This is a genomic window from Paramicrobacterium chengjingii, from assembly GCF_011751765.2.
In the GTDB taxonomy this organism is placed as follows: Bacteria; Actinomycetota; Actinomycetes; order Actinomycetales; family Microbacteriaceae; genus Paramicrobacterium; species Paramicrobacterium chengjingii.
Genome location: NZ_CP061169.1, coordinates 1,891,127 through 1,917,797, shown reverse-complemented (window position 1 = coordinate 1,917,797; position 26,671 = coordinate 1,891,127). Strand labels below are relative to the sequence as shown.

At 61.6% G+C, this 26,671-nt stretch carries 24 protein-coding genes; 12 read left to right on the top strand and 12 right to left on the bottom strand.

Annotated elements, in window-relative coordinates:
- Positions 1–9: 9 nt before the first annotated feature.
- The 4 genes from HCR76_RS09345 to rlmC all read right to left on the bottom strand — a co-directional run bounded on the left by HCR76_RS09345 (position 10) and on the right by rlmC (position 4,698).
- Positions 10–705, bottom strand: coding sequence for a lysoplasmalogenase family protein (locus tag HCR76_RS09345; protein WP_166993055.1), 696 nt, complete (start codon positions 703–705; stop codon positions 10–12).
- Between the two features lie 24 nt (positions 706–729).
- On the bottom strand, positions 730–1,851 hold the full coding sequence (locus HCR76_RS09340) for a fatty acid desaturase family protein (protein WP_244971541.1): 1,122 nt from the start codon (positions 1,849–1,851) through the stop codon (positions 730–732).
- A 181-nt stretch (positions 1,852–2,032) separates the two neighbouring features.
- The gene (locus tag HCR76_RS09335) at positions 2,033–3,394 is read right to left on the bottom strand and encodes a coiled-coil domain-containing protein (RefSeq protein WP_166993061.1); all 1,362 of its coding nucleotides are present in this window, start codon (positions 3,392–3,394) and stop codon (positions 2,033–2,035) included.
- A gap of 173 nt (positions 3,395–3,567) precedes the next feature.
- Positions 3,568–4,698 (bottom strand): 23S rRNA (uracil(747)-C(5))-methyltransferase RlmC, encoded by a 1,131-nt coding sequence (gene rlmC, locus HCR76_RS09330; protein ID WP_166993194.1) that lies wholly within the window; start codon positions 4,696–4,698, stop codon positions 3,568–3,570.
- A gap of 39 nt (positions 4,699–4,737) precedes the next feature.
- Here rlmC and HCR76_RS09325 point away from each other — a divergent pair, with 39 nt between their 5' ends.
- Positions 4,738–6,273, top strand: a complete 1,536-nt coding sequence (locus HCR76_RS09325; protein WP_166993064.1) for an arylsulfotransferase family protein — start codon at positions 4,738–4,740, stop codon at positions 6,271–6,273.
- A 6-nt stretch (positions 6,274–6,279) separates the two neighbouring features.
- Here HCR76_RS09325 and HCR76_RS09320 read toward each other — a convergent pair whose 3' ends face one another.
- Complete coding sequence (locus HCR76_RS09320; protein WP_166993067.1) at positions 6,280–6,561, bottom strand: hypothetical protein; 282 nt, start codon at positions 6,559–6,561, stop codon at positions 6,280–6,282.
- Between the two features lie 109 nt (positions 6,562–6,670).
- Complete coding sequence (locus HCR76_RS09315) at positions 6,671–7,360, bottom strand: SDR family oxidoreductase (RefSeq protein WP_166993071.1); 690 nt, start codon at positions 7,358–7,360, stop codon at positions 6,671–6,673.
- Positions 7,361–7,453: 93 nt separating this feature from the next.
- Here HCR76_RS09315 and HCR76_RS09310 point away from each other — a divergent pair, with 93 nt between their 5' ends.
- On the top strand, positions 7,454–7,945 hold the full coding sequence (locus tag HCR76_RS09310) for a hypothetical protein (RefSeq protein WP_166993073.1): 492 nt from the start codon (positions 7,454–7,456) through the stop codon (positions 7,943–7,945).
- Positions 7,946–7,963: 18 nt separating this feature from the next.
- Positions 7,964–8,704: an endonuclease/exonuclease/phosphatase family protein gene (locus HCR76_RS09305; RefSeq protein WP_166993076.1), complete on the top strand. Its 741-nt coding sequence runs from the start codon at positions 7,964–7,966 to the stop codon at positions 8,702–8,704.
- 1 nt (position 8,705) lies between these two features.
- Here the strand turns inward: HCR76_RS09305 and HCR76_RS09300 are convergent, their stop codons facing one another.
- Positions 8,706–9,308 carry a TetR/AcrR family transcriptional regulator gene (locus tag HCR76_RS09300; RefSeq protein ID WP_166993079.1) on the bottom strand — a complete coding sequence of 201 codons (603 nt, stop codon included), beginning with the start codon at positions 9,306–9,308 and terminating at the stop codon, positions 8,706–8,708.
- A gap of 133 nt (positions 9,309–9,441) precedes the next feature.
- Here HCR76_RS09300 and pdhA point away from each other — a divergent pair, with 133 nt between their 5' ends.
- From pdhA to HCR76_RS09285, 3 genes are read left to right on the top strand one after another with little or no spacing between them, the layout of a single operon-like run.
- The gene (pdhA, locus tag HCR76_RS09295; RefSeq protein ID WP_166993082.1) at positions 9,442–10,554 is read left to right on the top strand and encodes a pyruvate dehydrogenase (acetyl-transferring) E1 component subunit alpha; all 1,113 of its coding nucleotides are present in this window, start codon (positions 9,442–9,444) and stop codon (positions 10,552–10,554) included.
- Positions 10,551–11,546: an alpha-ketoacid dehydrogenase subunit beta gene (locus tag HCR76_RS09290; RefSeq protein ID WP_166993085.1), complete on the top strand. Its 996-nt coding sequence runs from the start codon at positions 10,551–10,553 to the stop codon at positions 11,544–11,546. The genes pdhA and HCR76_RS09290 overlap by 4 nt, the downstream gene beginning before the upstream one ends.
- A 6-nt stretch (positions 11,547–11,552) precedes the next feature.
- Positions 11,553–12,890, top strand: a complete 1,338-nt coding sequence (locus HCR76_RS09285) for a dihydrolipoamide acetyltransferase family protein (RefSeq protein ID WP_244971365.1) — start codon at positions 11,553–11,555, stop codon at positions 12,888–12,890.
- A gap of 85 nt (positions 12,891–12,975) precedes the next feature.
- On the opposite strand, the gene HCR76_RS09280 is transcribed toward HCR76_RS09285, so the two are convergent.
- Complete coding sequence (locus HCR76_RS09280) at positions 12,976–15,399, bottom strand: ATP-dependent DNA ligase (protein ID WP_166993088.1); 2,424 nt, start codon at positions 15,397–15,399, stop codon at positions 12,976–12,978.
- A 69-nt stretch (positions 15,400–15,468) separates the two neighbouring features.
- Here HCR76_RS09280 and ku point away from each other — a divergent pair, with 69 nt between their 5' ends.
- Entirely contained in the window at positions 15,469–16,392 is a 924-nt protein-coding gene (ku, locus tag HCR76_RS09275; RefSeq protein WP_166993091.1) for a non-homologous end joining protein Ku, read from the top strand.
- 3 nt (positions 16,393–16,395) lie between these two features.
- Here the strand turns inward: ku and HCR76_RS09270 are convergent, their stop codons facing one another.
- The gene (locus tag HCR76_RS09270) at positions 16,396–17,103 is read right to left on the bottom strand and encodes an SOS response-associated peptidase (RefSeq protein WP_166993094.1); all 708 of its coding nucleotides are present in this window, start codon (positions 17,101–17,103) and stop codon (positions 16,396–16,398) included.
- An 86-nt stretch (positions 17,104–17,189) separates the two neighbouring features.
- Between HCR76_RS09270 and imuA' the strand changes: the two genes are divergently transcribed.
- The 4 genes from imuA' to nadE are packed head-to-tail and all read left to right on the top strand — an operon-like array spanning position 17,190 to position 23,749.
- Complete coding sequence (gene imuA' / locus HCR76_RS09265; protein ID WP_166993097.1) at positions 17,190–17,888, top strand: DnaE2-dependent mutagenesis accessory factor ImuA'; 699 nt, start codon at positions 17,190–17,192, stop codon at positions 17,886–17,888.
- 9 nt (positions 17,889–17,897) lie between these two features.
- Complete coding sequence (locus tag HCR76_RS09260; protein ID WP_166993100.1) at positions 17,898–19,451, top strand: DNA polymerase Y family protein; 1,554 nt, start codon at positions 17,898–17,900, stop codon at positions 19,449–19,451.
- Between the two features lie 14 nt (positions 19,452–19,465).
- Positions 19,466–22,885, top strand: a complete 3,420-nt coding sequence (locus HCR76_RS09255) for an error-prone DNA polymerase (protein ID WP_166993103.1) — start codon at positions 19,466–19,468, stop codon at positions 22,883–22,885.
- Positions 22,886–22,927: 42 nt separating this feature from the next.
- Positions 22,928–23,749 (top strand): NAD(+) synthase, encoded by an 822-nt coding sequence (nadE, locus tag HCR76_RS09250; protein ID WP_166993106.1) that lies wholly within the window; start codon positions 22,928–22,930, stop codon positions 23,747–23,749.
- Between the two features lie 3 nt (positions 23,750–23,752).
- On the opposite strand, the gene HCR76_RS09245 is transcribed toward nadE, so the two are convergent.
- The 3 genes from HCR76_RS09245 to HCR76_RS09235 all read right to left on the bottom strand — a co-directional run bounded on the left by HCR76_RS09245 (position 23,753) and on the right by HCR76_RS09235 (position 25,853).
- Positions 23,753–24,469: a hypothetical protein gene (locus HCR76_RS09245; protein WP_166993109.1), complete on the bottom strand. Its 717-nt coding sequence runs from the start codon at positions 24,467–24,469 to the stop codon at positions 23,753–23,755.
- Positions 24,470–24,536: 67 nt separating this feature from the next.
- Positions 24,537–24,767, bottom strand: a complete 231-nt coding sequence (locus HCR76_RS09240) for a hypothetical protein (protein WP_166993112.1) — start codon at positions 24,765–24,767, stop codon at positions 24,537–24,539.
- A 78-nt stretch (positions 24,768–24,845) separates the two neighbouring features.
- Complete coding sequence (locus tag HCR76_RS09235) at positions 24,846–25,853, bottom strand: aldo/keto reductase (protein WP_166993115.1); 1,008 nt, start codon at positions 25,851–25,853, stop codon at positions 24,846–24,848.
- Between the two features lie 270 nt (positions 25,854–26,123).
- Between HCR76_RS09235 and HCR76_RS09230 the strand changes: the two genes are divergently transcribed.
- The gene (locus HCR76_RS09230; RefSeq protein WP_166993118.1) at positions 26,124–26,651 is read left to right on the top strand and encodes a single-stranded DNA-binding protein; all 528 of its coding nucleotides are present in this window, start codon (positions 26,124–26,126) and stop codon (positions 26,649–26,651) included.
- Positions 26,652–26,671 lie beyond the last annotated feature (20 nt).

Here is a 26,671-nt window from a genome sequence, read left to right as displayed (position 1 = left end):
CGGCTCCGGTCAGGGCGCGACCGCGGCCAGGGGTTGTGAGTCTCGAGCGCGTGAGAGCGTGAGCAGCACGCCGGCGACGATGAGAGCCTGTCCCGCCGCGTACGTGGCCATGACCGCGGGGCTCGTCCACGCTGGCATCCCTTCGGGCAGAAAGAGCCGAAATGCAAGAATCGAATCGCTGAGAAGAAACAGGATGCCGCCCCACACCGTGAGCGGGTGGCATCTCGCAGCGAGAGTTGCTGTGCCCGCGAGCACAAGCCCATACAGAGCGATAGCAATGATGAGTGCGCCGACGTGAGAGCCGAGAACGGCGAGCATTGCCACCCACCAGGCTCCGTAGATCAGAGTCCACAACGGAAGGCGCCGCAGGCGGGCGTGAATCGCGAAGAGCAGCATGTAGGCAATGTGCGCCAGCCCGAAGAAGAGCAGCATGGTGGGCAGCTCAGGAGCAAAACCGAAGAAAGCTCCCGCCGCGTCACCAAACCAGGAAAGCGCAATCGCCGACACCAGAAGGGCAATGGCGGCGCGAGGGGCCAGTCGTCGAGACATGACCGCAACGGGGATCAACAGCAACGGCATGAGGAATAGCTTCGTCGGCGCGGCAAGAGGGCTCGACACCCCCAACGCCAGGACGTGCACGCTCGAGCCGACAGCGAACGGAACGAAACTCCACGCGAGAATCACACGGGGGATGCTGCTGCGCATCCCCTCATCGTAGTAGGACGCAGATTACCCGCGGCGGTACTGGGCCGAAATCGGGCAGTCAAACGGGTCACGGGCAGCGAGCCCGACGCGATTGAGGTAGTCGATCACGATGGCATAAGAGCGCCACAGCGTGGTCTCTGTGTACGGCACATTGAGCGCATCGCACTGCGTACGTACGATCTCACGTGCTTTCGACAGGTGGGGCCGGGCCATGCTCGGAAAGAGGTGGTGCTCGACCTGATAATTCAAGCCACCGAGCAACCACGTCGCCCACCAACCGCCGGAGATGTTGCGAGAGGTGCGCACTTGCTTGGAGAAGAAGTCGATCTTCGCATTGGGAGCGATCACCGGCATCCCCTTGTGGTTGGGCGCGAACGCCGCACCCATGTAGACGCCGAAGACGGCGAGCTGAACACCGAGAAAGGCGAAGGCCATGCCAAGCGGCAGCAGCAGAAAGATCGGTGTGAGGTACAGCGCGAAACGAGTGGCAATGAGTGCGAGCTCGATCCAACGGCCCTTGATCGGCTGCTTTGAGACGAGGTGCTTGACGCCCAGATAGTGCAGGTTAAGGCCCTCGAGCGTCAGAAGCGGGAAAAACAGCCAGCCCTGTCTGCGGGTGATCATACGGCGGAAGCCACGTGCCTCGGCAGCATCCTCTTCAAGAAAGGAGATTGTATCGACTTGAATGTCGGGGTCTTTGCCCACTTTGTTGGGGTTTGCGTGGTGGCGTGAATGCTTGGAGTCCCACCAGGAATAGCTCATGCCTACGCCGAAACCAGCGAGAACGCGAGCGAGCCAATCGTTCGCGGGGCCAGTCTTGAGGATCACGCGGTGAGCTGCCTCGTGTGCGAGAAACGCGACCTGCGTGAAGAGGATGCCGAGTGACGCGGCGATGAGCAGCTGAAACCAACTGTCGCCGAGCAGAATAAGCCCGGTGACAGCACCGCCGAAGCCGAGTGCGATTGCCGCGCCGACGATGGCGTAAAACCAGGGTGCCTTGCGCAGCAGACCTGACTCGCGGGCTACTTGCGAAACCTCTTTATACGCACGCGCGACCGGCGGGAACGACTCTGCTCCTGCGTAGGTCTGGCGCACAGGACCGAGAGTGGACGATGGATCGCGGGTGAGGGAAGGAGTAGAGATGATGCACCTGCCGATCGACGGGCCGTGTGGCGGTTACGGAAGCCAAGGGCAGTTGCCGATCGCTTGCCCAATTTTACCGTGGGCTCCATGCGCTCGAAGGCATACGAGAAGGATGCTCGGCATGTCCGCAGCCGTCTGGCAGCGCGCGGCTAGGAACCCACGGTAACGACAGTTTCGAGACGCGTCAGTCTTCGACGGCGTCTTCATCTTCAGGATCAACGGGAGCAGCCGGAGGAGCCTCAGCGACGAATTCCGAGACGAACTCGCGTGAGTCCTCTGCATCGTCGACGTCTTCGTCGTCGTCTGCGGCAGACACAGGGGAATTAATCACGTGTAGGGACTCCGCGCTTGGACCGTTCTCAGGGCGGATCAGCTCACGCACCTCAGCCATAAAGCTCGTCAGCTGCTGCTGCTGCCAGCGAAGCTCCCGCGTTCGGTCCTCGGCGTCACGGAGCACGCTCGTGGAGTGTTCGATGACGGTGTCGACGATCTTCTTCGCCTTGATCTGCGCCCGATCCAACGACTCACGGGCATGAATCTGTGCATCAGCTTCGATCTGCGACGCTTGTGCACGCATGAGCTTCTCATAGTCATCGGCCCGTGCCGAGATGCGTTGTGCGTGTTCGAGTGACGAGGCGACTTGCTCGTTTGCATCCGAGGTGATGCGCTCCGCATGAGCCACAGCCTGGTTGTGCAAGACAAGGAACTCCTGTTGCGCATCATCTTGGCGTCGAGTGAGCGTCTCTTCGAACTCCAGCACCCGCGCGTTCATCTCTGTCACCTCACGCTCGGCTTCGGTGCGCTGTTCGGCCGTCTCGCGAGTGACGAGGGCTCGAAGCGACGCCGCGCCCTTCTCCGCCTCCGTGCGAATTGTGGCGGCCTCGCGCTCAGCCTGCGTGACCTTTTCATCAACGTGAGCCTGCTCACGCTCGATGCGCGCTTCGTGCGCGGTGTACTCGGTGTCCATCTTGAGGCGCACCTGGTCGGCATCCTGCTCCGCTTGCGCGGTAATGCGGGCGACATCGGCATCAAGCGATGCGCGGCGTGATTTCTCTTGGTCGCGCGCGGCCGAAAGCAGACGCTCCGCCTGGATTGTCGCATTCTGAATGATGGCAGTTGCCTGCTCTTCGGCAACTCTGAGTACTGCTTCGAATTGCGGGCGGGACTGCCCCTCACTCTCGTCACCCTCGTCGTCGTCGGGCCGCTCCAGCATTTCGGCGGTGAGCGTCTGCACCTGGTTCTCGGCGTCGGCAGCGCGAGCTTGTGCGATCGCGAGCTCCTCTTCGAGCTCTGTTGACGTGGTTGAGTTCTCACTACGGGCCCGTTCGACCTCTTCGCGGTGGCGAAGAAGTGCTTCGTCCAACGCCGTTGTCGCACGCTGAAGCCGCCCGGAGAGGTCCCCGATCGCGGTATTCACTTCGTCTTTGTCGTACCCGCGAAATGCAACGGTGAATTCGGGTTGTTCAACGGACTGAGAGTGAATGAAGGTTTCGAAGAACTGGTCGCTCTGCTGGTCTTCCGAACTTGGGGTAGTGGACTCGGTCATCTATCAGTCACCTAACTGGGCAGAGAAAAGCGGAGTGCGGACACGCCCAAACCATGGATGCGTGATCAAACACACGTATCGGAGGGCCACATCGAGTGTGTCACATGCGAATGCGCCCATGCCACAATCCGCCGAATAAGCGTAGCCGTGGACCGGTCAATTGCGAGTCCTCATCAGCGGCGCTCAAGCAGCAGCATCGTCTCGTAGTGTCGTGTTTGAGGAAACATATCAAGGACGCGTCCGCGCACGGGAGAGAACGACGGCATCGCCTCGAGGTCCGTCGCCAGAGTGGTGGCGTTGCAACTCGAATAGATCACCGTTGTGACGGAGCTCGTCTCCAGCCACTGTGAGAGCTCCTGTCCCACTCCGCGGCGAGGCGGATTCACGACGATGAGATCGGGTTCGTCAGCAGGCTTCGAATCGAGCACGAACCGCGTGGCATCCGCGGCGACAAACCGGATGTTTGTGAGACCAGCATCCTGTGCGCTTGCTCGTGCGCTCTCGATCGCTTCGGGGCTCACTTCGATCCCTTTCACTGTGCGCTGTCCGTCAGCGAGATGAAGCGCAAACCCACCCACACCGCAATACAAATCCCACACTGTGCGAGGGTTGACCTCAGCAGACCACTGACGTGCCTGGGCATAGAGCTGCTCAGCCACCGCCGTATTCGTCTGGAAAAAGCTCTTTGCGCCGAGCTGCAGGTCGATGTCGCCTGTTCTCATCGTGAGCGTCGACGTTGGGGTGAGCATGATCTCTTGCTCGCCCTCGATGATCGCCTTGTGCTCGGGTTGCAGATTTGCCGAGATCACGCGCGCCTGTGGGAGTGCATGCTGGAGTTTCGGCAAATGCTTGTGTATGCGGCTGATCGCTTCTCGTGAGCGAAGGACGAACCGGATCATAATCTCGCCCGAGAGGGCTTCAGTCAACAGCACGTATTTGAGTTCACCGCGCCGGGCCGTGACATCGTAGGGCTCGATACGGGCGAGAGCAATGAAGTCAGCGATGGTGGGCAGCGCATCGCGAAGTCCAGGCTGGAGCACCCCGCACTGACGCAGATCGACACCGTTCTTCTCTGAGTCGAGAATGCCGAGGGTGGGCGAGCCGACACTGCCTCCGACCACCATCTTTGCCTTATTGCGGAAGTCTTGCTCGACGCTGGTGACGGGGTCGAGCCAGTGGAGGCCCGGGTAAGCGGCAAGCAAGGCCCGGCACTGGCTCTGCTTGTCAAGCACTTGGGATGTGTACTCGGTACCCATGAGGCTGCACGAACGGCACACCCCCGCGTCGAAATATGAGCACTGCATCACTCAAGGAGTCTACGATCACGGTGATAGCGTCGCATCATGAGCTCGCCTGAAGACCAGGAAAAACCGAAGATTCGCCGCCGCGGTTTCGTGACGGTTTCACTTGCCGCGCTTGGCGGTGCCATCGTCGGCGCGGGAGCCACGTGGGGTGGCGTTCAGCTGGTTCCTGCACCGGCGCCGAAGGAGACGACGAAGCCGAAAAAGTCAGATGACGACCACGTCGAGTTCAATCGGTTCGTCAGCACGGCTCTCACCGTTCCCGTCGTGACGGCGTGGGCTGCAGACGGTGCGACACCGGCCCCCGGCTACGTCTTTCTGAGCCCTCGAGATCAGATCTTCACGGCTGCGATCCTCGATAATGACGGCGAGCCCGTATGGATCTCCCCAAATGGTATCGACTCAACGGATGTGCGCGTTCAGACATATGAGGGAAAGCCGGTGCTCACGTACTGGGCGGGACGCGTAGCCAGCGGCAATGGACACGGGACTGGAACCATCCTCGACTCGAACTATCGTGAAATTGCAACGGTGCACGGAGGCAGCGGCGCCCTCCCCGATCTTCACGAGTTTCATCTCACCGATCGCAATACCGCGCTGATCACGACCTACCCCGTCGCTCGGCTTGATCTTTCGTCGGTCGGCGGCCCTCAAGATGGGTATGCATTTGCTTGCCGCGTACAGGAGATTGACGTCGCGACGGGTGCGGTGCTCCTCGACTGGAACATCCTTGACGACATCGCGATCACCGAGAGCCTGAAGCGAATCGATGGCGATGATGATGAAACCGGTTCATCGCCTGAAAACGCGTTCGATCCGATTCATGTGAATTCGATCGACGACGATGGGGACCGCCTCATCATTTCCTGCCGGCATACATGCGCGATTTACGCGATCGACCGGACGACGGCGCAGCTGCACTGGCGCCTCGGCGGGAAGAAGAGTGACTTCGAAATCGAGAAAGACGCCGAGTTCTCTTGGCAGCACGACGCTCGGTGGCACGGCGACGGACACCTCAGTCTGTTTGACAACGCCGGAGTCAGTGGAGACGATGCCGTGTCCGCCGGACTTGTTCTGAACCTTGATGAAGATGCGATGTCTGCAACGCTCGATACGGCGTACCGCTACGGAAAATACGAGGGCTACGCCATGGGAAATACCCAACTCCTCGAGGGCGGCCGCGCGATGGTGGGTTGGGGCAGCGCCCCGTCAGCCACGGAGTTCGATGCTGAAGGCAACGCCGATTTCGGCTTCACCACCATCGGATCGGGCTCCTACCGGACGTACCGGTTCGAGTGGGACGCGACCCCCGCAACCGTTCCTGATCTCGCGACCTTGAGCGTGAAAGGGGAGCCGACCGCATTCATGAGTTGGAACGGTGCGACACGCGTTGCCTCCTGGGCACTGCTCACGGGAGCGGATGCAACGTCCCTCGCTGAGGTGGCGACGGCCCAACGAGCGGGATTCGAGACGGCAATCACGATTCCTAACGCAGACAGCGCCGCATACCTTCAAGTGGAAGCGCGTGATTCGCAGGGTGCCGCTCTCGCCACGTCTCGCGTCGTCGCGATGTCGTGACAGCCGTCAGCCCTGGTCCGCCGTGACAAAGAGCGATACGGCGTCGTCGAGTGTATCTGCCGTCCACTGAGCCACAAGCTCGTTGATCTCGAGCACGGTAAACCCGACGTCTGTCTGCTCAATGATGCCGAGCACAGACGGCGCGTCATGCTCATCGAGGCGACGGTCGGTCACACGCCACTCACGGTCGGAAAGCCGGTCAAGGGTGATGTCTCCGCGTTCGCGATTTTCGGCCAAATGCGCATATCTCGCGTTGTCGCGTGACGCACCCACGTCAAGCATTGTCACGATGCCCCCTTGCTTCGTTTCTGCTGAGCCCATCCTACCCCGCAAGTCGATGATTGCGATGCTTATGTGGCATTCGTGTGGGGACCGATCGTTCAGCCCCTCAACCGGCTCACTTTCCCGGGCGGACTGACAGGTCGGTGATCTCAGCGTCTCGAGGAAGATCAAGCGCTGTCAGGATGCTTGTCACCACAGACATCGGATCGATGAAGCGCTCCGCGACATACTCGATGCCCTCCTGATGGTGCACTTTCTGCTGCATCGGAGTGGCTGTTCGACCCGGGTACACGGACGTCACCTGCACGCCGTTCGCTCGTTCTTCAGCCCTCAGCGAGTCCGCGAGCGCTTTGAGTCCATGCTTTGACGCCGCGTATGCCGACCATTCCGGGTTTGCGCGAAGGCCAGCCCCTGAATTGACGAAAACAATGCGGGCGCCCGAGACGCGGAGTACAGGGAGCAGCAGACGCGTGAGCTCCGCGGGTGCCATGAGGTTCACTGTGAGCTGTTGCAGCCACGATGCTGCGCTGAGATCGCCGACAGTGCCGAGGTCGACGACGCCCGCGGCGTGCACGAGGGAATCTATGCGTTCGGGCAGGTGCTGCTTCGACAAAGCCCATGCCAGCCGCCCGGGGTTTTCGAGATCGCCGACCAGTGTGGACACGCCCGGGATTTCTGAGGCGATCTGTTTTGCGCGGCCCGCGTTTCTCGCGAGGGTAACGACGTCATCTCCACGGTCGAGTAAAACGCGGGTCAGGGCTGCGCCGATTCCGGAACCGGCGCCGGTGATGACGTGCACAGGCATGTGCCCATCGTCTCACGGCAATTTCGCCGCGGCATGAGCCTCTCAGGTGAACAGGGCAGACTTGATGGTGAATCAATCAGAAAGCCTCTCCCTATGTCCCAGTCTTCAACCACAGTGAGCCGCTCTGCCCTGGCCTCCGGCGTTACAGTCATTCTGATCGGCATTGCGCTTGCTGCGTGGATCGGCTTTGGTCGGGTTCTGTTTGGGTGGTCAGGAACCATCGGCATGATCATGTCACTGACGATTGCGCCGCTCGGACTTGTGCTTCATGGCGCTGCCGGGCTCTCGATGCGCACGGCCGTGCGTCGCGGGCACAGCATCCGTCGGGCAATTGTGGCGTTCGTTCTTGCGGCCGGAAGCGGCGTTCTCTTCGGGGCGACGGTTCCGGAGATCACCGAAGCAGGTGCCCGCTCGTTCATGGCACCAACAGGCGAGCCGTGGGCCGTCGAGATGACGGTTGCGCTCTGTAACCCGCTGGGAATCGTGTATTTAGGTATGTCCACTACCACGCTTGTTCTCTCGCGCACTGCTGTCAGGGGACCGAGAAGAGACGTCGAGCCGCACTCCGAACTCGGCGTAGGCTGAGTTCGCGAGGGAGGCAGCATGAAGGTCATCAGCTATAACCTGCGCAAGAATCGCGCAATGAGCGAACTCGTCGCTCTGATTGAGCGGTATGAGCCGGATGCTGTCTGCCTGCAGGAGGCGGACACCATCGATCTGCCTGACGACATTGGCAACCTGAGACTTGCCGACTCAACTCAGCGCAACAGGCTCGGCCTCGCCATCTACTACCGTGACGACCGGTATGAAGCAGTCGATACTCAAGCCTTTGCCTTGAAGAAGTCCATGCACGATCGCGTGTTGCGGCCGGCACATGAACGCCTGCTCGGGTCACGGCTCACCGACCGCGAAGAGGGTCGCGACGTCATCGTCGCTTCGTTTCACGCGGCACCGTTGACCGCCTTAAACTCGCTGCGCCGCAATCAGATCAGGTCGGCACACGAAGAGCTGCACCGGATGGGCCCCGGAATCCCGACGCTCATGGTGGGGGACTACAACTACCCTGTGTTCAAGAACGGGCTGACGCAGCGGGTGCGCAACCGCGGCTACGATCTCACACTGAGCGACGCACGCACGTACACGCGCTACAAGTTCTTTCGCGGTCATTTCGACTTCGCGACATCGATCGGGCTCGACATCGGCAACGTCGCAACGTTGCCTCGCGGACTCTCCGACCACATGCCGATCCTCATCAATTCGAGCTACGGAACAACGGCCAACAAAGAGAAGGATGCTGAAGATTCTGTGCCCTTCGGCACAGACCCCAGCGACTTCGCCATCTGAGTCAGCGCGCGAGACCGAGCACGTCCAGCGCGGACCGTGCGTGCGTCGTCGCTTCGTCATCGGTGACCGGGTCGAGAAGTCCGAGAAGGCGCATCCGATGGGGCAAGCCGAGAAGCAGCGTGAAAAGAACCGGCGCAAGCTGCTCCGCCTCCGGTCCGCGTTCGGCGCGCAGATGCTCGGCGAGTCGCGCAATATGACGCTCGTCGCCGTTTGAGTGCAGGGTGACGGCCAACTCGGGAAACCGAGACGATTCGGCGATGACGAGCTGGTGGAGACCGATGAGCTCGGCCGAGTGCAGTCGCGTGACGATTCGTGTTGCGAGAGTCTCCAGCGTGTCTCCGGGCGGAGGCTCGGTGCTGACGCCCTTGGCGAGGCGCTGCACCATTTCGGCGAAGACAGCTGCCTTGTCGCCGAAGTAGCTGTATATCGTCCGTTTGCTCACGCGCGCTGCCTGTGCGAGCTGCTCAATCGTCGTGTTGCCGAAACCGTGCTCAAGAAAGACGGCGAGGGCTGCTTCGAGAATTTGGCTGCGGCGCTGCACCCGCTCGGCTGCGGTGGGGCGGCCTCGTTTGCGCGCAGGGGCGCGCCGGTCAGATACCGTCATAACTGCTCCTGTCCGTCACGCGCCAAAGTAGGTGCGTTTGGCGACTCGATGCAATACAATGATACCGAACAGTCTCATTTCGACTGATATTGGCACTAGGCCCTCTTACAAAGAAGGCCGAAGGGAGATCTTGATGGCCACGCGGACCCCGCGGAAGACGACATCACGCTCGACCACAACGCCTCGCAAGAAGGCAGCTTCGAGCCCGAAGAAGGACTCAAAGCAGCTTCTCGACTTCTATCGGCAGATGATGGACATCCGCCGGTTTGAAGAGCGGGCGTCACGCGCTTATACGCAAGCGCTGGTCGGAGGATATTGTCACCTGAACCTTGGTGAAGAAGCCGCTGTCGTAGGACTGATGGCGGCGCTGAAGCCAACCGACTACCTCTTCACGAACTACCGCGAGCACGGTTATGCCCTGGCTCGTGACATTGATCCCAACCAGGTGATGGCCGAACTCTATGGGCGTTCAGACGGTGTCTCAAAGGGCTGGGGCGGATCGATGCACATGTTCGATATCGAGAAGCGCCTTCTCGGCGGCTACGGCATCGTCGGCGGGCAGATTCCGCTCGCCACGGGCGTTGCCCTCGGCATCGACTATCGCGGAGAGAAGGACGTCGTCATGTGCACCATGGGCGACGGCACAACGAACATCGGCGCCTTCCACGAGTCGCTCAATATCGCGGCTCTCTGGAACCTGCCCTGTGTCTTCGTGATCATCAACAACGGCCTCGGCATGGGAACCACCGTTGAAAAGGCCTCCGCCGAGCCCGAGCTCTACAAACGCGGTGCTGCGTACCGGATGGAGGCTGAGAGGGTCGATGGCCTCGATCCAGTCGCTGTCTTCGATGCGGCCAAGCGGGCAGTGGCGTCTGCACGCAAGGGCAAGCCGTTCCTCCTCGAAGTCATGGTGGAGCGTCTCAAAGGGCACTCCGTCGTCGACCCGGCCAAGTACCGTGACCCGAAGGAGGTCGAGAAGCTCAAGCTCAACGACCCCGTCGTCACCTTCGCTGCGAAGCTCAAGAAGGACGGCGTTCTTGACGACGACGAGATCAAGAAGATCGACGAGTCCGCGAAGAAGCTCGCCGCTGATGCCGCGAAATTCGCGGAAGACAGTCCCCACCCCGACGTGTCGACGCTGTTCGACTACACCTATGCCACGCCCGTTCCGAATGACTCACGCCGGCTTCCAGGCGAGCATCTGTTTGAACCGGCACCCTTCCCCACGAACGGAGGCCGCGCATGAGCATCATGACGTACCGCCAGGCACTGCACGACACGCTGCGCTCAGAGATGCTCCGCGACGAGAACGTGCTGCTGATCGGCGAAGAGATCGGTGTCTTCGAGGGATCGTACAAAATCACCGCGGGGATGCTCGAAGAGTTCGGCGAGAAGCGGGTGCGCGATACCCCGATCGCGGAAGAGGGATTCACTGGCGCAGCGATCGGCGCCGCGATGGTTGGGCTTCGCCCTGTCGTCGAGATCATGACAATCAACTTCTCGCTTCTGGCACTCGACCAGATCGTCAATCACGCAGCGAAGATCTACGGAATGTTTGGCGGCCAGGCCAAGGTTCCGATGGTGATTCGCACCCCAGGCGGCGGAGGACAGCAGCTTGGAGCGACTCACTCGCAGAACATCGAGCTGTACTACTCGTTTGTTCCGGGAATGAAGGTTGTGGCACCGAGCACGCCTGCCGATGCCAAGGCTTTGCTGCTCGCCGCAATTCGCGACGACGACCCTGTGCTGTTTCTCGAGAACCTCGGTCTGTACAACACCAAGGGCGAGGTTCCAGACGGCGATGAGGCAGCAGTCATCGGCAAGGCAAAGGTTACGCGCGAAGGTAAAGATCTCACGCTCATCGGGTATTCGCGCATGGCCACCGTTGCGACGGCGGTTGCCGAGGAGCTTGCCGAGAAGGAAGGCCTCGACATCGAGGTTGTCGACCTACGCAGCCTTCGTCCGCTCGATCGTGAGACCTTCGTCGAATCGGTGAAGAAGACCCACGCAGCCGTCGTGCTCGAAGACGACTGGCTGACCTATGGGATCGGTGCGGAGATCGCAGCATCCATTTCTGATGGTGCATTCGATTACCTCGATGCTCCCGTTCGCCGAGTGGCTATGGCCGAAGTGCCCATGCCGTACGCGAAGCCACTTGAGACGGCTGCTCTGCCGTCTGCGGATGACGTGAAAAACGCCATCCGTCAAACCCTCGACGCGGTCGGTCACCGCAGGTAAGACGGAATGATGATTGAAATCACAATGCCGCGACTCTCCGACACCATGGAGGAGGGCGCAATTGCCACCTGGCACAAGAAGGTCGGCGACACTGTAGAAGAAGGCGACGTTCTCGTCGAGATCGAAACCGACAAGGCCACCATGGAGTATGAGGCCTATGAGTCGGGAACTCTGTCGAAGATTCTCGTCGAGGAAGGCGAGCTCGTTTCGATCGGAACTCCCATCGCGAATATCGACGATGGCTCCGGTGATTCGGGCGACGACGATGATTCTGGCGAGGCGCAGTCGAAGACTGACGAGCCGGCCGGCGCGGAGGACTCAAAGGGTGCAGCCGAGAAGTCTGGTGACGAAGAGACGTCAGATTCGGATGCTGCCAGCGAACCGACCGAAAAGAAGTCTGAGGCTTCGCAGAGCGACGGCGAACGTCAGTTCGCATCGCCGCTCGTGCGCAAGCTCGCTCGCGACTATGACCTCGACCTGAGCACTGTCGATGGAACGGGTCCCGGCGGTCGCATCATTCGTGCCGACATTGACCCGCTTCTTTCGGAGGCTCCGTCCTCGTCGAAGAAGAAGGAATCGGCAAAGCCAGAGGCGACGTCTGCTCCCAAGGAAGCCCCGAAGCCCTCGTCAGACGATGAGCGCCGCGGATCAGAGAAGCAGCCGATCAGCAACATCCGTCGTGTCATCGCCCGTCGACTCGGTGAGAGTGCTCGCGAGGTTCCGCACTTCTACGTGACGGCAGTTGCCGACGCAGAAGAGCTTGTGAAACTGCGCGCGTCGCTCAACGAGCAGCTTGTCGCATCGGATCGCCCGAAGGTGAGCGTCAACGATCTTCTCGTGCGCGCCGCTGCCCTCGCACTGCGTGAGCATCCCGAGGTCAATGCGTCTTACGTGGGCGATGACGCCGATCACACACTGCGGCACTCGCGTGTCAACGTGGGGGTCGCCGTGGCCAGCGACGTCGGTCTGATGGTTCCGGTCATCGACGATGCCGACACCAAGACGGTCACCCAGTTGGGAATCGAAACCAAGAAGCTCGCCAAACTGGCGAACGAGAAGAAGCTGTCTCCCGCTCAGATGTCGGGCGGCACGTTCACGATCAGCAACCTCGGCATGTTTGGCGTTGAAGAGTTCACGGCGATCATCAATCCGCCGGAGGGTGCAATTCTTGCTGTCGGTGGCACCAAGCAGGAGGCGGTCGTCGTCGACGGCAAGATCGTCGCCCGTCATCGTATGCGGTACACGCTCTCGAGCGATCACCGCATCATCGACGGCGCACTCGCCGCGCAGTTCCTGCAGACGCTCACGCGTCTGATCGAGAACCCGTGGACGATCATCGCCTGATCTTCAGTGATCTCGCACCGCTGGCCGGCACCGTCATCATGACGTGCCGGTCAGCGGTGTTTCGGTCGAGACGTCAGCTGTAGCCTCAAGATCCGGGAGGGTTCACGTCGGCAATCCTCTTGTCTGGACGCCAGCCGCGCCAGACCGGATGCCGGAACCGATGGTCAGTTGTGAACTCGCGGTACGTCACCTCGGCGACGCGGCGAGCGCTCACCCAGTGCGCTTCACGTGCGTCTGCGGCCGGAACGTCAGCTATCGGGGCCGTCTTGCGCTCGATGCGGGTGAGCTCAGAGCGGATGCTGTGGCGGTCGCGCACGGTGAACCCTGTTCCGACCCGCCCGGCATACCTGAGCTCGCCCCCGACATCCACAGCGAGCAGCAGCGAGGCGAATCCCCGCGGATCGGTGTCGCTCGGCCGCCAGCCGATGACGATGACTTCGCTCGCCTCGGCGTTGGGAAGCTTGATCCAGTCGCGGGAGCGTGAGCCCGGAGCATACGTGCTGTCACGCCGCTTGGCCATCACACCTTCGCCGCCGCGTTCTCGGCTCGAGGCGATCGCCGCATCGAGATTGCCCGTGAACGCAGCCGGATGCTGGAGCTTGCCCTCGGCATCCTGATCAATGATCTCGTCAAGCAGCTCCCGCCGATCGCTGTACGGCAGCGATGTCGTCGAACTGCCATTCACCTCGAGAACGTCGAAGACCATGGCCGTCACTGCCACACGCTGGAGTGCGCGTTCGACATCGCGTGGGCGAGTGAGGTTCATGCGCTGCTGGATACGGCCGAAATCGGGGCGTCCATCATCGTCGAGCGCGACGAGCTCGGTGTCGAGGACGCACGTGTCTGCGGCGACCTCCTGGGAAGCATCGGCGAACTCCGGGTAGGTTCCCGTGATGTCGCGCCCCGAGCGGCTCACAAGCCGTATTGAGTCGTCGTCGATCTGAACGAGAGCACGCATGCCGTCCCACTTCATCTCGAATGCCCACGTCTCCGGTGAGTCGTCCCTGATGTTCGCGGGGGTCCCGCGTGTCGCGAGCATGGGACGTAGCGTCGTGGGCCGCGAGTCGGTCGAGGCCGAGCGGCGTCGCCGTGCATTCCGAGAGCCACTATCGTCATGGGGCGTGTGCTTGTCGTCCATGAGGTGGATCATCCACTGCGGTTTCTTCGGATCGTCCGTGGTGCGAAACAGCGCGAACCGTCGTGCACTGCCCAGGCCGCCCTCAGCGGAGCCGTGGAGCGTAGCGATGACTTCGTCGTCGCGCCACTTCTCGATGTTGATTGTGCCGGAGTCCCAGATTTCGACGGAACCGGCGCCGTACTCTCCCGACGGAATTGCACCTTCGAAACTGCCATATTCCAGCGGATGATCTTCTGTGGGAATGGCCAGGCGATTGCGCTTCGGATCCGTGGGCACGCCCTTGGGCAGAGCCCAACTCACGAGCACACCCTCGTGCTCGAGCCGGAAATCGTCATGCAGCGTGCTCGCGTCATGACGCTGGATGACGAACATCGGAGCCTCGCGACGCTCGAGGGCGACAGCATCCGGAATCGGCTCTGGCGTCTTGCTCTGTGTGCGCTTGGATCGATAGACGGTCAGTTGGTCTCGGTGAGGCTCGTCGTCGTCGCCGGCAATGTCGGCCATTGGATCGCCGCGTCGTTTGACACGCCCACGCACGTCGCGAAAGTCGAGCTGCTTCAGATGAGGTGATGCCAGCTCGTGCCATGTGCGCGGAGCAGCGACTGTGGGATGTGAGCGTCCGCGCAGCGAATAGGGAGCTACAGTCGTCTTGCTCTCGCTGTTCTGGCTCCAATCGATGAACACCTTTCCTGCGCGGGCGGAACGCTTCATTGAACTGATGATTTCGTCGGGGTAATCCGCTTCCAACGACCGAGCGAGCTCGCGCGCGACCTGTGACACCTGGTCAGAGGTCTGCGATTCGTCAAGCGCGGCATAGAGATGGATCCCCTTGCTGCCGCTCGTCACAGGCACAACGTTCAAGCCCATGTCATGCAGGATGTCGCGGGCGCGGCGTGCGACTTCCGCGCACTCACGCAGAGTCACGCCCTCGCCGGGGTCGAGATCGAGTACGAGGCGGTCGGGGTTCTTCTGCGCACCGCGGGGGCCGAAACGCCATTGTGGAACGTGGATCTCGAGGGCAGCGAGCTGACCGAGCCACGTGAGCGTTGCGAGGTCGTTCACGAGCGGGTACTGATTAACATGATCAGAATGTTGGATGCTGCGACGTTTGACCCACTCGGGAGCGCCGTCACCGATGTCCTTCTGAAAGAACATCTGCGCTGCTTCGTTATCTCCCACGCCGTCTGGCCAGCGCTTGCGGGTGGCCGCACGATCACGACAGTGGGGGAGCATGACGGGAGCGATCTCGCGCAGGTAGTCGAGAACATCGCGCTTAGTCGTTCCTGTTGACGGGTACAGCACTTTGTCAAGGTTCGACAATTGCAGCTTTCGACCATCAACCTCAACGGACTGCCTGTGTGACGTAGCCATAGCTCCATGGTCGTGCCGATTCTCGGCAATGGCTAGCCTGTTGACCAGGAAAGGGGTTCTACTGTACACATGAGAGCAATCTGGACAGGCGCGATCAGCTTCGGCCTCGTGAACGTGCCGGTGAAGTTGTACAGCGCGACGGAGAAGCGATCCGTCACACTGCATCAAGTGCACGACGCAGACGGCGGGCGCATACACAATGAGCGGCGATGCGACGTGTGCGGCCGCACGATCTCGTACGACCACATCGAGAAAGCACATGTCGACGACGATGAGACCGTTGTGCTGACGAAGAAGGAGCTCGACGCTCTGCCTCAGGAGCGCAGCAAGGAGATCTCTGTCGTTGAGTTCGTTCCGAGCAAGCAGATCGACCCGATCTTGTATGACAAGAGCTATTTCCTCGAGCCGACGGGGAAATCCCTGAAGGCCTATGTGCTTCTGCGACGCACGCTTGAAAAGACGGAGCGTACGGCGATCGTGCAGCTTGCGCTTCGGCAGCGAACACGGCTCGCAGCGCTCCGCGTGCGCGACAACGTGTTGATGGTGCAGACGCTGCGCTGGCCTGACGAGATCCGAGAGCCGTCGTTCCCCGCGTTGGATGAGAAGGTGCGGGTGTCAGCCAAGGAGATGGACCTCTCGGCATCGCTCGTGAAAACGTACGCAGCAGATTTCTCGCCTGAGAACTTTCATGACGAATATGAGGCGGAACTGGAAAAGCTCATCGACGCAAAGCTGAAGCAGGGCGATGCCCTTGACACCGATGCGACATTCGGTGAGGTCGAGGGAGCCGAAGGCGCTGAGGTGATCGATCTCATGGAAGCACTGAAGAAGAGCGTGAAGAAGTCACGCGCGTCAAAGCGCGGAGGAAAGTCGCAGAGCTCGCGTCGAAAATCCTCGCCAAAGAAGTCATCCTCACCAAAAAAGTCCTCCGGGTCGACGTCGGCGAAGAAGAAGTCGAGCGGCTCATCGTCACGTAGGAAGAAGAGCGCATGAGCCCTAGAAGAGTGGTTTCACCGGTTCCATGAGTTCGGGCCCATCAGCGTCACGACCGAGTGGTGCGACCTCCCGGGCGGCGAGTTCGACGTTGCGGGAGGCATCGACAGCGGCATCCACCAACTGCTGATCGCCGGCGACCGACGCATCGAGCCAGACATCGTGCATGTGCCGGGGAAGCGTCACAGGTGTGCGGTCATGGATCTCGGCCAGTGGGCCCTCTGCCTGGCGCGTGAGGATCGTCGTCGTCAGCATCCATTCGTGCTCGGGAGACGCACGCCACCAGGTGTAGAGCGCAGCGAAGGCAAGGGACTGTTCGGCCTCGCTGATGAAGAACGGGGTCTTTGTCTTGCCGGCGGTCTTCCACTCGTAGTACCCGCGGGCAGGGACGATCGCGCGCTTGGAGGCGACGCTGCTCTTGAATGTGGGCTTGGACGCTGCCGTTTCGCTTCGCGCATTGAACGTGGGGTACTTCAGCTTCTCTTCCCGCGCCCAGCTGGGGATGAGGGACCACCGTGCGCCTTCGATTCTGCGCACGGGAGTCGCGCCGTCGCGCGATGACTCGAAGACCGTGGCGATGCGCTCGGTTGGCTTGATGTTGTACCCCGTGCGCCAATCGGGGGTCCAGTTCTCTGGCTGCTCTCCGGTGACGATGACGAACTCGGTGATGAGTTCGTCGACCGTCTGATCCATGGCAAATCGTCCGCACATGCGTTCAGAGTAACCTGTACGTCTGGCAGGCAGAAGACTCTCGTCGCCATATTGACTATGCCGAACAAATGTTCGATTATGGCGATATGAATACGGGAGCTGTGCGCGCATGGGACGCGGTCGATGCATCGGCATCGAACCGTGCCGACGTGCTTGCCGAGCTGAACGGGCGCATCCGCAGCATGCAGCGGAACACTCTCGGCGCCGGGGCCGAGGCGCCGGTCATTCCCGTGGTCTCCGAACTGGCCGGACTCTTTCCCGGTGGAGGGTTGAGGCCAGGTGGAGTGTACGAGGTGCTGTCTCCGCTCCTGGTGACGATGCTTCTCGCTGAGGCAACGCGCAGGGGAGACTGGGTGGCGGTCATCGGAATGCCTGACTTCTCGGCGGCCGCTGCGTCGTCTATCGGCGTCGATTTTGAACGACTGATTCTCGTGCCGCATCCCGGAGATCAGGGTGTTCGGGTGTCTGCGACATTGGCCGACGTGATGTCTGTCGTCGTGCTGGGCGGGGCTGCTTCGGTGGCATCGGCCGAGGCGCAGAGACTCGAGGCGCGACTTCGCCGCACGGGCAGCGTCATGCTGCGGCTTGGCAGCTGGCCTGGTTCAGAAGATCGCCTGAGCGTCGCGGAGCGACAATGGGGCGGTCTTCGTTCCGGGCACGGACATTTGGCCTCATGCCGGCTCACAGCGACTGCGCGTGGTCGCGGTGGTGCACCGCGTCGGGTTTTCTTTACGCTTTCCGAAATGTCAGACCCACCTGATCTCATCGAACATAGCAACGAATGAGGTGGCGCTATGGGAACATCAATAAAACGGACTCTCGTGCTGCGGTTTCCCGGGTGGTCGACAGCAGCTGCGGCAACGGCCCGAGGGATTGCGCAGGAGGTTCCTCTTGCACTGCTCGTCACGGGGGCCGTCTCAGCGTGCAACGCGGCAGCGTCAGCCTGGGGCGTCGCACAGGGGCAACGCATGCGTGAGGCACAGGCCGCGTGCCCGCAGCTCGACGTGCATCCCTACGATCGCGACGCCGACTACCGAGCATTCGAGGGCATTTTTCAGGTGATTGAGGAGCATGCTCCAGGGGGTCAGATTTTGCAGCCGGGGCTCTGCGCTCTGCGACTGCGGGGCCCCAGTCGGTATTACGGGGGAGAGCGAGCGGCGGCCGAGATGCTGATGAGCGCCGTTCGAGCCAGCGGCTTCGCCGATGTTCGCGCGGGAATCGCCGACGGAATCTTTCCCGCAGAACTTGCTGCCCGCCGCGCACGCGCGGGAGAGATCGTGGCGATCTCTCCCGCCGACACCGCGCGTTTTGTCGCTGCCGTCCCCATCGATGAACTGCCCGCGGAGGCACTTGCTGAAAATGGGCCTCTTCTGCACAGGCTCGGAGTGCATTTTCTCGGCGATTACGCTCGCCTGCACGTTGATCAGGTGCGCGATCGATTTGGCCCGGATGCTGTGCGCGTGCACCGTCTGGCGAACGGTGATGATCCCCGCACGGTCGTTCCGACAGATACCTCCCTCGAGCATTCGGTGCACCGTGAGTTCGATGAGGCACTCGACCGCGTCGATCAGATCGCGTTCAGCCTTCGTGCTGATATCGATGACCTCACGGAACGAGTTGCCGAGTCCAAGAAGGTAGCGACGAGCATTCGCATCGAGCTGCGCGACGATCGCGGTGGGCTGAAAGAACGCACGTGGTTGCATCCTCGGTTTTTCCGAGCATCAGACATCGTCGATCGCGTGCGGTGGCAGGTGCAGGGAACGCATGCGGGGGCCGCTGCTCTGGACGCACCGATCAGCGCTGTGCTGATCACCGTTGCGGCAATCGACGATGCGTCGCACTATGAGGCAGGGCTGTGGGGAGACAGCACAGATCAGCGCGTTCACAACAGCATTACGCGAGTGCAGAGCATGATCGGGCACACCGGCGTCTGCACTCTTCAACCCGGCGAAGGCCGCCTCATGCGTGAGAGGCAGCTGCTCGTTCCCTGGGGAGAGAAGCGGGCAAGCGCAGACCGCAGCAGCGAGCCCTGGCCCGGGTCGCAGACCGGTCTTGCGCCGAGTCTCGTGTTTGAGAACCCGGTGGAGGTTGCGGTTCTCGACACTGCAGGCGATATCGCGACGCTCACCGAGCGGGGCACGCTTCGGGCACCGCTCATGGCGCTGTCGCTCGAGGGAAGCATTCGCATGCTGCGTGGCTGGGCAGGGCCCTGGAGCCTCGACGTGCGCTGGTGGGATGCTCGCCGGCACCAGAGGGTCCATCGCTTCCAAGCGGTCGACGATCGCGGTGACGCGTGGATGCTGACGATGCAGAATGACCGCTGGAGTGTCGAGGCCCGCTATGACTGAGAAGGCGCACGCTCATGGGCTGGCATAATCCGCCTGTGCCGTGGTCAGAGTTCGCCAGACGGCTGTCTGACGACCCTGAGATTGCCGCTGCCCAGGTGGCGGCTTCTCGCAGCGAGCCTCCGCAGACGGCTGAGACTCGACCGGCGGCTCCTGCACCGAAAATTTCCTACGCGGAGCTGCACGCGCACTCTGCCTATAGCTTCCTCGACGGCGCAAGCATGCCGGAGCAGCTCGTCGACGGTGCTGTCGATCTGGGACTGGCCGGCATGGCACTCACCGACCACGATGGCTTTTACGGTGCCGTGCGCTTTGCAGAGGCTGCTGCGCTGCATCCGGGGTTCTCCACGGTTTTCGGGGCGGAGCTCTCACTCGACCTCTCAGAGCCGCAGAACGGCGAAGCCGACCCCGAGGGCATGCATCTGCTTGCACTCGCGCGGGGGGCCGAAGGGTATCGTCATCTGGCGCGCACGATCACTGCAGCGAATCTCGCCGAGGGAGCGCAGAAGGGAAGCCCCCGCTACAGCATGGAGAGCCTTGGCGACCAGCTGGCCGGACACGTGCACGTGCTGACCGGATGCCGCAAGGGCGCCGTGAGGCGAGCACTTGACAGCGGAGGCCGAGCTGCCGCCGCGCAGCAACTCGATCGACTGGTGGAGCTCTTCGGAAAAGACAGCGTCACCGTCGAGCTTTTCGCCAGGGGAGAGCCGCTCGACGATGCCCGCAACGATGCTCTCTCTGTTCTGGCCGCGGAGCGAGGCCTTCCTGTCGTAGCAACCGGAAACGTGCATTTCGCCAGGCCCGACCAGTTTCGGCTCGCGCAGGCGCTCTCAGCGGTGCGCGCCCGACGCAGCCTCGATGATCTGGAGGGGTGGCTCCCTGCCTCGGGTGATGCCTTTCTGCGAAGCGGTGACGAGATGTCGAGACGATTCGCGGCATACCCCGGTGCCGTTGCGCGTAGCGTGGAGCTGCTCGATGAACTGGCGTTTTCTCTGCGGGCCGTTTCGCCAGGGTTGCCCAAGCTTCCCGTTCCCGATGGATGCACTCCGATGGAATGGCTTCGGAAGCTGGTCTGGGAAGGAGCTGCGCGCAAATATCCCGATCTCGACAGGGCGAAGGCCGACCGCATCGAGCGCGAGCTTCAGGTAATCGACGAGAAGGATTTTCCCGGCTACTTTCTCATCGTGCACGACATCGTGCGGTTCGCGCGTTCGCGCGGCATCCTGTGTCAAGGTCGAGGCTCCGCCGCCAACTCGGCCGTCTGCTTTCTGATCGACATCACAGCCGTTGATTCGATTCTCTACGAGCTGCCTTTCGAGCGCTTTCTGTCGAGCATGCGTGAGGAAGAGCCCGATATCGACGTCGATTTTGACTCCGGTCGTCGCGAAGAGGTGATCCAGTACGTGTATGAAACATACGGCCGGTACAACGCAGCGCAGGTGTGTAACGTCATCAGCTATCGGCCGAAAGGAGCGGTGCGTGACATGGCGAAGGCCCTGGGACACAGCCCGGGGCAGCAAGACGCCTGGAGCACACAGATCGAACGATGGGGCGCCACCGTCGAGGCACACGATCACGATATTCCCGACACCGTGCTTGAGCTCTCTGATCAAACGCTGAAGCTGCCGCGCCATCTCGGCATCCACTCGGGCGGCATGGTGCTCACAGACCGGCCTGTCGGCGAAGTGAGTCCCATCGAGCGTGCGCGCATGGAGGGCCGCACCGTGCTGCAGTGGGACAAAGACGATTGTGCGTGGATGGGGCTCGTCAAGTTCGACCTGCTGGGGCTTGGCATGCTCGAGGCGATTGCGCACGTCTTCGATCTCGTCGCCGAGGCGTGCGGCGAACGCTGGGCGCTTGACACGATTCCGAAGGAAGAAGCTGCCGTGTACGACGTGCTCTGCCACGCCGACACCGTCGGTGTATTCCAAGTAGAGAGCCGTGCCCAGATGGGGATGCTTCCCCGGCTGCAGCCTCGACGGTTCTATGATCTGGTTGTCGAAGTCGCGCTCGTGCGGCCCGGCCCGATTCAAGGTGGCGCTGTTCATCCCTACATCAAACGTCGCATGCAGCAGCGTGAATGGGAGCGCAAGAAGGCAGCGGGAGATGTCACGGGAGAATTCGCCATTCCGTATCTGCACCCGAAACTTGAACCGGTGCTCAAGCGAACGCTCGGCGTTCCGCTGTTCCAAGAGCAGCTGATGCAGATGGCGATGGCTGTCGGCGGGTGTTCGGCAGAAGACGCCGATCAGTTGCGGCGTGCAATGGGGTCAAAGCGAGGAACTGAACGCATCGACTCGCTGCGCGACACGCTGTACGCCGGAATGGCGAAGAACGGTCTCGTAGGAAAGCAGGCGGATGCTGTCTACGCCAAGATCCAGGCATTCGCGAACTTCGGCTTCGCCGAGAGCCATTCCATTAGCTTCGCTCTTCTCGTGTACGCAAGCGCGTGGCTTCGGTTGCACTATCCTGCGGCATTTCTCGCGGCGCTGCTGCGGGCGCAGCCGATGGGCTTCTATTCTCCGCAGAGCCTTGTCGCCGATGCGCGGCGCCACGGTGTGACGACGCATCGTCCTGATCTGCACCTCTCGCACGTTCATCCCTCGCTCGAAGGCGACCGGGAGGGCTCGACGCAGGGCCGCGAGGAGTGCGTGAATTCACAGCAGTCGCCCATCGGGGTGTTCGACCCGACGATGAAAGACACACAGGCGCAGCATCGCCGAGATGAGGCATTCGCCGTTCGCCTCGGGCTCGCTGCCGTGCGTGGAGTGGGGGAGAAGATTGCGCAGCAGATCGTCGCAGAGCGTGACGCGAACGGACACTTTCGAGACATGTACGATCTCGTTCGCAGAACCGGTGTGCGAACGCCCGTGCTGGAGTCACTCGCCGACGCCGGCGCCTTCGAGTGCCTGGGCCTCAGTCGCCGAGAGGCGCTGTGGCAGGCGGAGCACGCCGCGCAGGAGCGCCCAGAGCAGCTCGTGGGAACCGCGCTCACTGTTCAGCCTCCGCTCTTCTCTCTGCTCACTCCGGAAGAGCAGACCGTGTCTGACATCTGGGCGACGGGGATCTCGCCTGAGGGGCATCCACTCGAACATCTGCGTGAAGAGCTCACCACGCGAGGTGTGAGAAGCGCGGTCGCTCTGCGCACGGCCGAACCGGGCAGGCGCATTCGCGTTGCTGGTGTGGTGACGCACAGACAACGACCGGCGACGGCCCGCAACGTGACGTTCTTGAACCTCGAAGATGAGACGGGGCTGGTCAACGTCGTCTGCAGCACGGGAGTCTGGAACAGATACCGGCGTATCGCACGGGAAAGCCCGGCGCTCATCGTTCGCGGGATGCTTGAGCGCTCGCCCGAAGGTGTCGTCAACGTGCTCGCCGATCAGTTCGAGCAGTTGGGCATTCGTGCGCAGACACGGTCGCGAGACTTTCAATAGCCCGACATCACCACGAAACATCTGCTCGGCTAAGGTGACATCATGCGAGAACTCCAAGCCCAGATCATCGCCGAACTCGGGGTGAGGCCCCACATCGACCCCCGTGAAGAAATCGAGCGGCGCGTGAGCTTTCTCGACGGGTACCTTAGTGCCACCGGGGCAGCAGGGTATGTGCTGGGCATCAGCGGCGGGCAGGATTCTTCACTCGCCGGCAGTCTCTGCCAACGCGCAGTGGAACGTCGCCGCGCCCGCGGCGACGCCGCCGAGTTTCTCGCTGTGCGACTGCCCTACGCGGTTCAAAATGATGAGGCGGATGCTCTTCTCGCTCTTGAATTCATCGCGCCGGATCGCGCGGTGACATTCAACATCGAGCAGTCTGTCAACGGTGTGGTTGATGAGTATGCGCGCGCAACGGGAGAGCGCATCAGCGATTTCAACAAGGGGAACGTGAAGGCGCGCGCACGCATGGTCGCGCAGTATGCCCTCGCGGGTGCCGATGGGCGTCTCGTCGTCGGCACCGACCATGCGGCGGAGGCTCTCACCGGCTTCTATACGAAGTTCGGCGATGGCGCCGCAGATGTGATTCCGCTCAGCGGGCTGACAAAAAGACAGGGAGCGAGCATGCTCCGAGCGCTGAATGCACCGCCGCGACTCTACGAGAAGATCCCCACAGCAGACCTCCTCGACGACGAACCAGGCCAGTCAGACGAAGCAAATCTGGGGCTGTCCTACGCAGATATCGATGACTACCTCGAAGGCGTGGAGATTTCGCACGAGACTGCCGAGCGGATCGAGTCTGCGTTCATGCGCAGCAGGCACAAGCGCACGGTTCCGGTTGGTCCGGCCGACACCTGGTGGCGCTAGAGATTACGACGCGTTCTTTTCGTCTGCGGCGGATGACGCTGACTGCGGATGCTTCTTCGCTGCGTCAAGCGCTGCGACGTCGTCGATGAGCTTCTGTGTCGTTGCGTCTGCACGGGACGCATCGGAGAAGCGCGGTGTTGGCGTGATGTTGGAGCGCAGTTCAGGCTGCGTCTCTGCCGGAAGATCGCGGGGCTTATCGGTTGGCGCCGCGACGTTCTCGGCCTCATCGGAGAACGACCACCGTTCGAGATCGTTCTGAAATACCTTCTTCGCTCGGCCCGGGCGTTCTAGCCAATCGAGAAGACAATCGCGGAACTCTGCAACTGACGAATCGAGGGTTGAGTCGGTTCTCGACGATGCACGCTTCATTTCAGCGAGCTGATGTGAGGCCCAGTCAGCGGCAATCGATGACCCACGCACCGGAAGGAGGCGAACCGTCGTGTCTGCCTGGCCGACTGCGCGATCGGCAAGCACACGCTCCTGAGGCGTCAGCGAATTCCAGGCGGTTGCCTCCGTTGCAGCGTCGATCAGGGTCGCGATTGCGGCCGTGCGCTGTTCCCGATCGCGCTGAGCGACGAGACGTTTGATGCCGGCCCGTCCGATCCCCGCGGCGATGAGACCCGAGATGATCATCGAGACGCCGATGACAACAGCCATGAAAATCGTTGACTGCGCGTCAGAGGCAGTGAGCCATGAGATGAAATCGTTCCACCAGTTCATGTCCGAACGATAACCCGGGCGGGGCTCCACTGTCGGGAGCCATGCCGTGGTGGTTGTGAAAAGTCACCTACCCGTGCCGAAGCGAGCCGACGGCGTCGGTGAAGTTCCAGAAACGCCCGACGGAGACGAAACGCGCTGCTGCGAGCTGATAGCGCTTCGACTCGTAGCGGTCGCCCTCGGGCGTCGGCACCCGTTCGACGTGCCCGAAAACGAAGCCATCGGGCGCGGTGACACGCCACAGGTAGTCATTGATGCGGATCGTCTCAGCATGACGTCCGCGTGCAAGTGTTGACTGCATAATCCCTCCCAATGTCAAGGCCGGCCCCGTGCTGTGACTCAACGGTACGGGCGACCACCGACATTCAGAGGAAGACGGTCAGCCCCGTCCCGTTCCGTCGACGGCGAAGGGTTCGATGGCGCTGATTTCATCGTTTGTGAGCGCAGGGGCGTCGAGCGCAGCGATGTTCTGTTCCAGTTGCGCGACAGACGAGGCTCCAACCAACGCGGATGTGACATTGCTCTGCCGCAGAATCCACGCCAGGGCCAACTGGGCGAGACTCTGTCCTCGTGACGACGCGATCTCATCGAGGGCGCGCGCACGCTCGAGATATGTTGCATCCAATCGCTCGGGAGAGAGGAACGGACTTGTGGCAGCGCGAGAATCCGAAGGAATGCTGCCGTCGAGATAGCGGTTCGTGAGCAGTCCCTGCGAGAGCGGGGAAAAGACGACGCAGCCACTTCCGGTGCGATCGAGCACGGGGAACAGGCCACGTTCGACATGACGGTTGAACATGCTGTACGAGGGCTGGTGCAGCACAAGTGGAACCTTGTGCTCAGCGAGCGCAGCCGCAGCGGCATCCGTCTGTTCCGGCGAATAGTTGGAAATGCCGACATATAAGGCCTTGCCTGCATGAACGGCCGAAGCCAGAGCTCCCATCGTCTCTTCGATGGGCGTTTCTGGGTCTGGACGATGCGAGTAGAAGACATCGACGTAGTCGACACCGAGTCTGCGAAGGCTGCGATCGAGTGACGCGAGCAGGTTCTTTCGCGACCCCCACTCGCCATAGGGACCCGGCCACATGTAATAACCGGCCTTGCTCGAAATAATGATCTCATCACGATACGCCGCAAGGTCTGTCGCGAGAATATGCCCGAAATTGCTTTCGGCGCTTCCGGCAGGCGGCCCGTAATTATTCGCGAGATCGAAGTGCGTCACGCCAAGATCGAACGCCCGGCGCACGATCGCTCTCTGCGTTTCAATCGGACGTTCATCGCCAAAGTTGTGCCAGAGGCCAAGCGAAAGCTCAGGAAGGCGCAGGCCGGAAGCGCCCGCCCTTCGATAGCGCATGGAATCGTACCGGGAATCGTCGGCGATAAAGGTCATGACGTTATGTTAGTGACTTATTGGGAGCACGCTGCAACCCATGGCCCGTGCACTCCGTACGGCAACGTGGGTGACACAAGTCGTCGCCGATCGTTCGTCCACAGCAGCCCGTCTGTGTGCGAGGCCCCACAATCTTCTGACGAGCCACGATGTGCGCGTCGACTGCGCGCCACACTCGATGAACGGCTCCGGAGACGACTGATCCGGCACGAGCGTCGTCTCCGGAGTCGCACCACCCGACCGGGCGGTGCACTATCGAGAGGAGCAATCATGGCCGATACGATCACCGTCACCGGGATCGTCGGGACTACCCCGCAGTTGGGAGACGCCGCGGGCACGCCTGTCTGCAATTTTCGCCTGGCGACGAGCCTGCGCCGGTACGACAAACAGACCGGAGTGTGGACCGAGTACGGAACGAACTGGTACTCGGTTGGCGCCTACCGGTATCTCGGCAAGAACGTTGCAGCGAGTGTGAACAAGGGAGACCGCGTCGTCGTCACGGGTCGGGTCAGGCTCAGAGAATGGTCGAATCAAGCAGGAAAAGGGATGACTGTCGACATCGATGCAACGTCAGTCGGGCATGACCTCACCTGGGGAACGACCACGTTTCATAAGCACAACGAGGCGGTCGAAAAGTCGGAGTCAGATGCTGATCCAAGCGACGACGCTGAGTTGCCTGGTTCGGATCCCCACTCGTCGTCGGGGCAATCCTCGGAGCTCGTTGAGCGCGCTGCCGAAGGTTTTCACAACGGTTGGCCCTCTGTGAGCGTCGGTACGGAGAACGTCGAGGCGGCGTGAGTACGTCGAACAGCTTGATC

What these genes read in the sequence shown, in the direction of transcription:
- HCR76_RS09285 (WP_244971365.1), top strand. Translation starts at nt 11,553, where the DNA reads ATGATGATTGAAATCACAATGCCGCGACTCTCCGACACCATGGAGGAG.
- HCR76_RS09305 (WP_166993076.1), top strand. Translation starts at nt 7,964, where the DNA reads ATGAAGGTCATCAGCTATAACCTGCGCAAGAATCGCGCAATGAGCGAA.
- pdhA (WP_166993082.1), top strand. Translation starts at nt 9,442, where the DNA reads ATGGCCACGCGGACCCCGCGGAAGACGACATCACGCTCGACCACAACG.
- HCR76_RS09310 (WP_166993073.1), top strand. Translation starts at nt 7,454, where the DNA reads ATGTCCCAGTCTTCAACCACAGTGAGCCGCTCTGCCCTGGCCTCCGGC.
- HCR76_RS09290 (WP_166993085.1), top strand. Translation starts at nt 10,551, where the DNA reads ATGAGCATCATGACGTACCGCCAGGCACTGCACGACACGCTGCGCTCA.
- ku (WP_166993091.1), top strand. Translation starts at nt 15,469, where the DNA reads ATGAGAGCAATCTGGACAGGCGCGATCAGCTTCGGCCTCGTGAACGTG.
- HCR76_RS09315 (WP_166993071.1), bottom strand. Translation starts at nt 7,360, where the DNA reads ATGCCTGTGCACGTCATCACCGGCGCCGGTTCCGGAATCGGCGCAGCC.
- HCR76_RS09345 (WP_166993055.1), bottom strand. Translation starts at nt 705, where the DNA reads ATGCGCAGCAGCATCCCCCGTGTGATTCTCGCGTGGAGTTTCGTTCCG.
- HCR76_RS09270 (WP_166993094.1), bottom strand. Translation starts at nt 17,103, where the DNA reads ATGTGCGGACGATTTGCCATGGATCAGACGGTCGACGAACTCATCACC.
- rlmC (WP_166993194.1), bottom strand. Translation starts at nt 4,698, where the DNA reads ATGCAGTGCTCATATTTCGACGCGGGGGTGTGCCGTTCGTGCAGCCTC.
- imuA' (WP_166993097.1), top strand. Translation starts at nt 17,190, where the DNA reads ATGAATACGGGAGCTGTGCGCGCATGGGACGCGGTCGATGCATCGGCA.
- HCR76_RS09300 (WP_166993079.1), bottom strand. Translation starts at nt 9,308, where the DNA reads ATGACGGTATCTGACCGGCGCGCCCCTGCGCGCAAACGAGGCCGCCCC.
- HCR76_RS09280 (WP_166993088.1), bottom strand. Translation starts at nt 15,399, where the DNA reads ATGGCTACGTCACACAGGCAGTCCGTTGAGGTTGATGGTCGAAAGCTG.
- HCR76_RS09240 (WP_166993112.1), bottom strand. Translation starts at nt 24,767, where the DNA reads ATGCAGTCAACACTTGCACGCGGACGTCATGCTGAGACGATCCGCATC.
- nadE (WP_166993106.1), top strand. Translation starts at nt 22,928, where the DNA reads ATGCGAGAACTCCAAGCCCAGATCATCGCCGAACTCGGGGTGAGGCCC.
- HCR76_RS09325 (WP_166993064.1), top strand. Translation starts at nt 4,738, where the DNA reads ATGAGCTCGCCTGAAGACCAGGAAAAACCGAAGATTCGCCGCCGCGGT.
- HCR76_RS09235 (WP_166993115.1), bottom strand. Translation starts at nt 25,853, where the DNA reads ATGACCTTTATCGCCGACGATTCCCGGTACGATTCCATGCGCTATCGA.
- HCR76_RS09335 (WP_166993061.1), bottom strand. Translation starts at nt 3,394, where the DNA reads ATGACCGAGTCCACTACCCCAAGTTCGGAAGACCAGCAGAGCGACCAG.
- HCR76_RS09260 (WP_166993100.1), top strand. Translation starts at nt 17,898, where the DNA reads ATGGGAACATCAATAAAACGGACTCTCGTGCTGCGGTTTCCCGGGTGG.
- HCR76_RS09255 (WP_166993103.1), top strand. Translation starts at nt 19,466, where the DNA reads ATGGGCTGGCATAATCCGCCTGTGCCGTGGTCAGAGTTCGCCAGACGG.
- HCR76_RS09245 (WP_166993109.1), bottom strand. Translation starts at nt 24,469, where the DNA reads ATGAACTGGTGGAACGATTTCATCTCATGGCTCACTGCCTCTGACGCG.
- HCR76_RS09230 (WP_166993118.1), top strand. Translation starts at nt 26,124, where the DNA reads ATGGCCGATACGATCACCGTCACCGGGATCGTCGGGACTACCCCGCAG.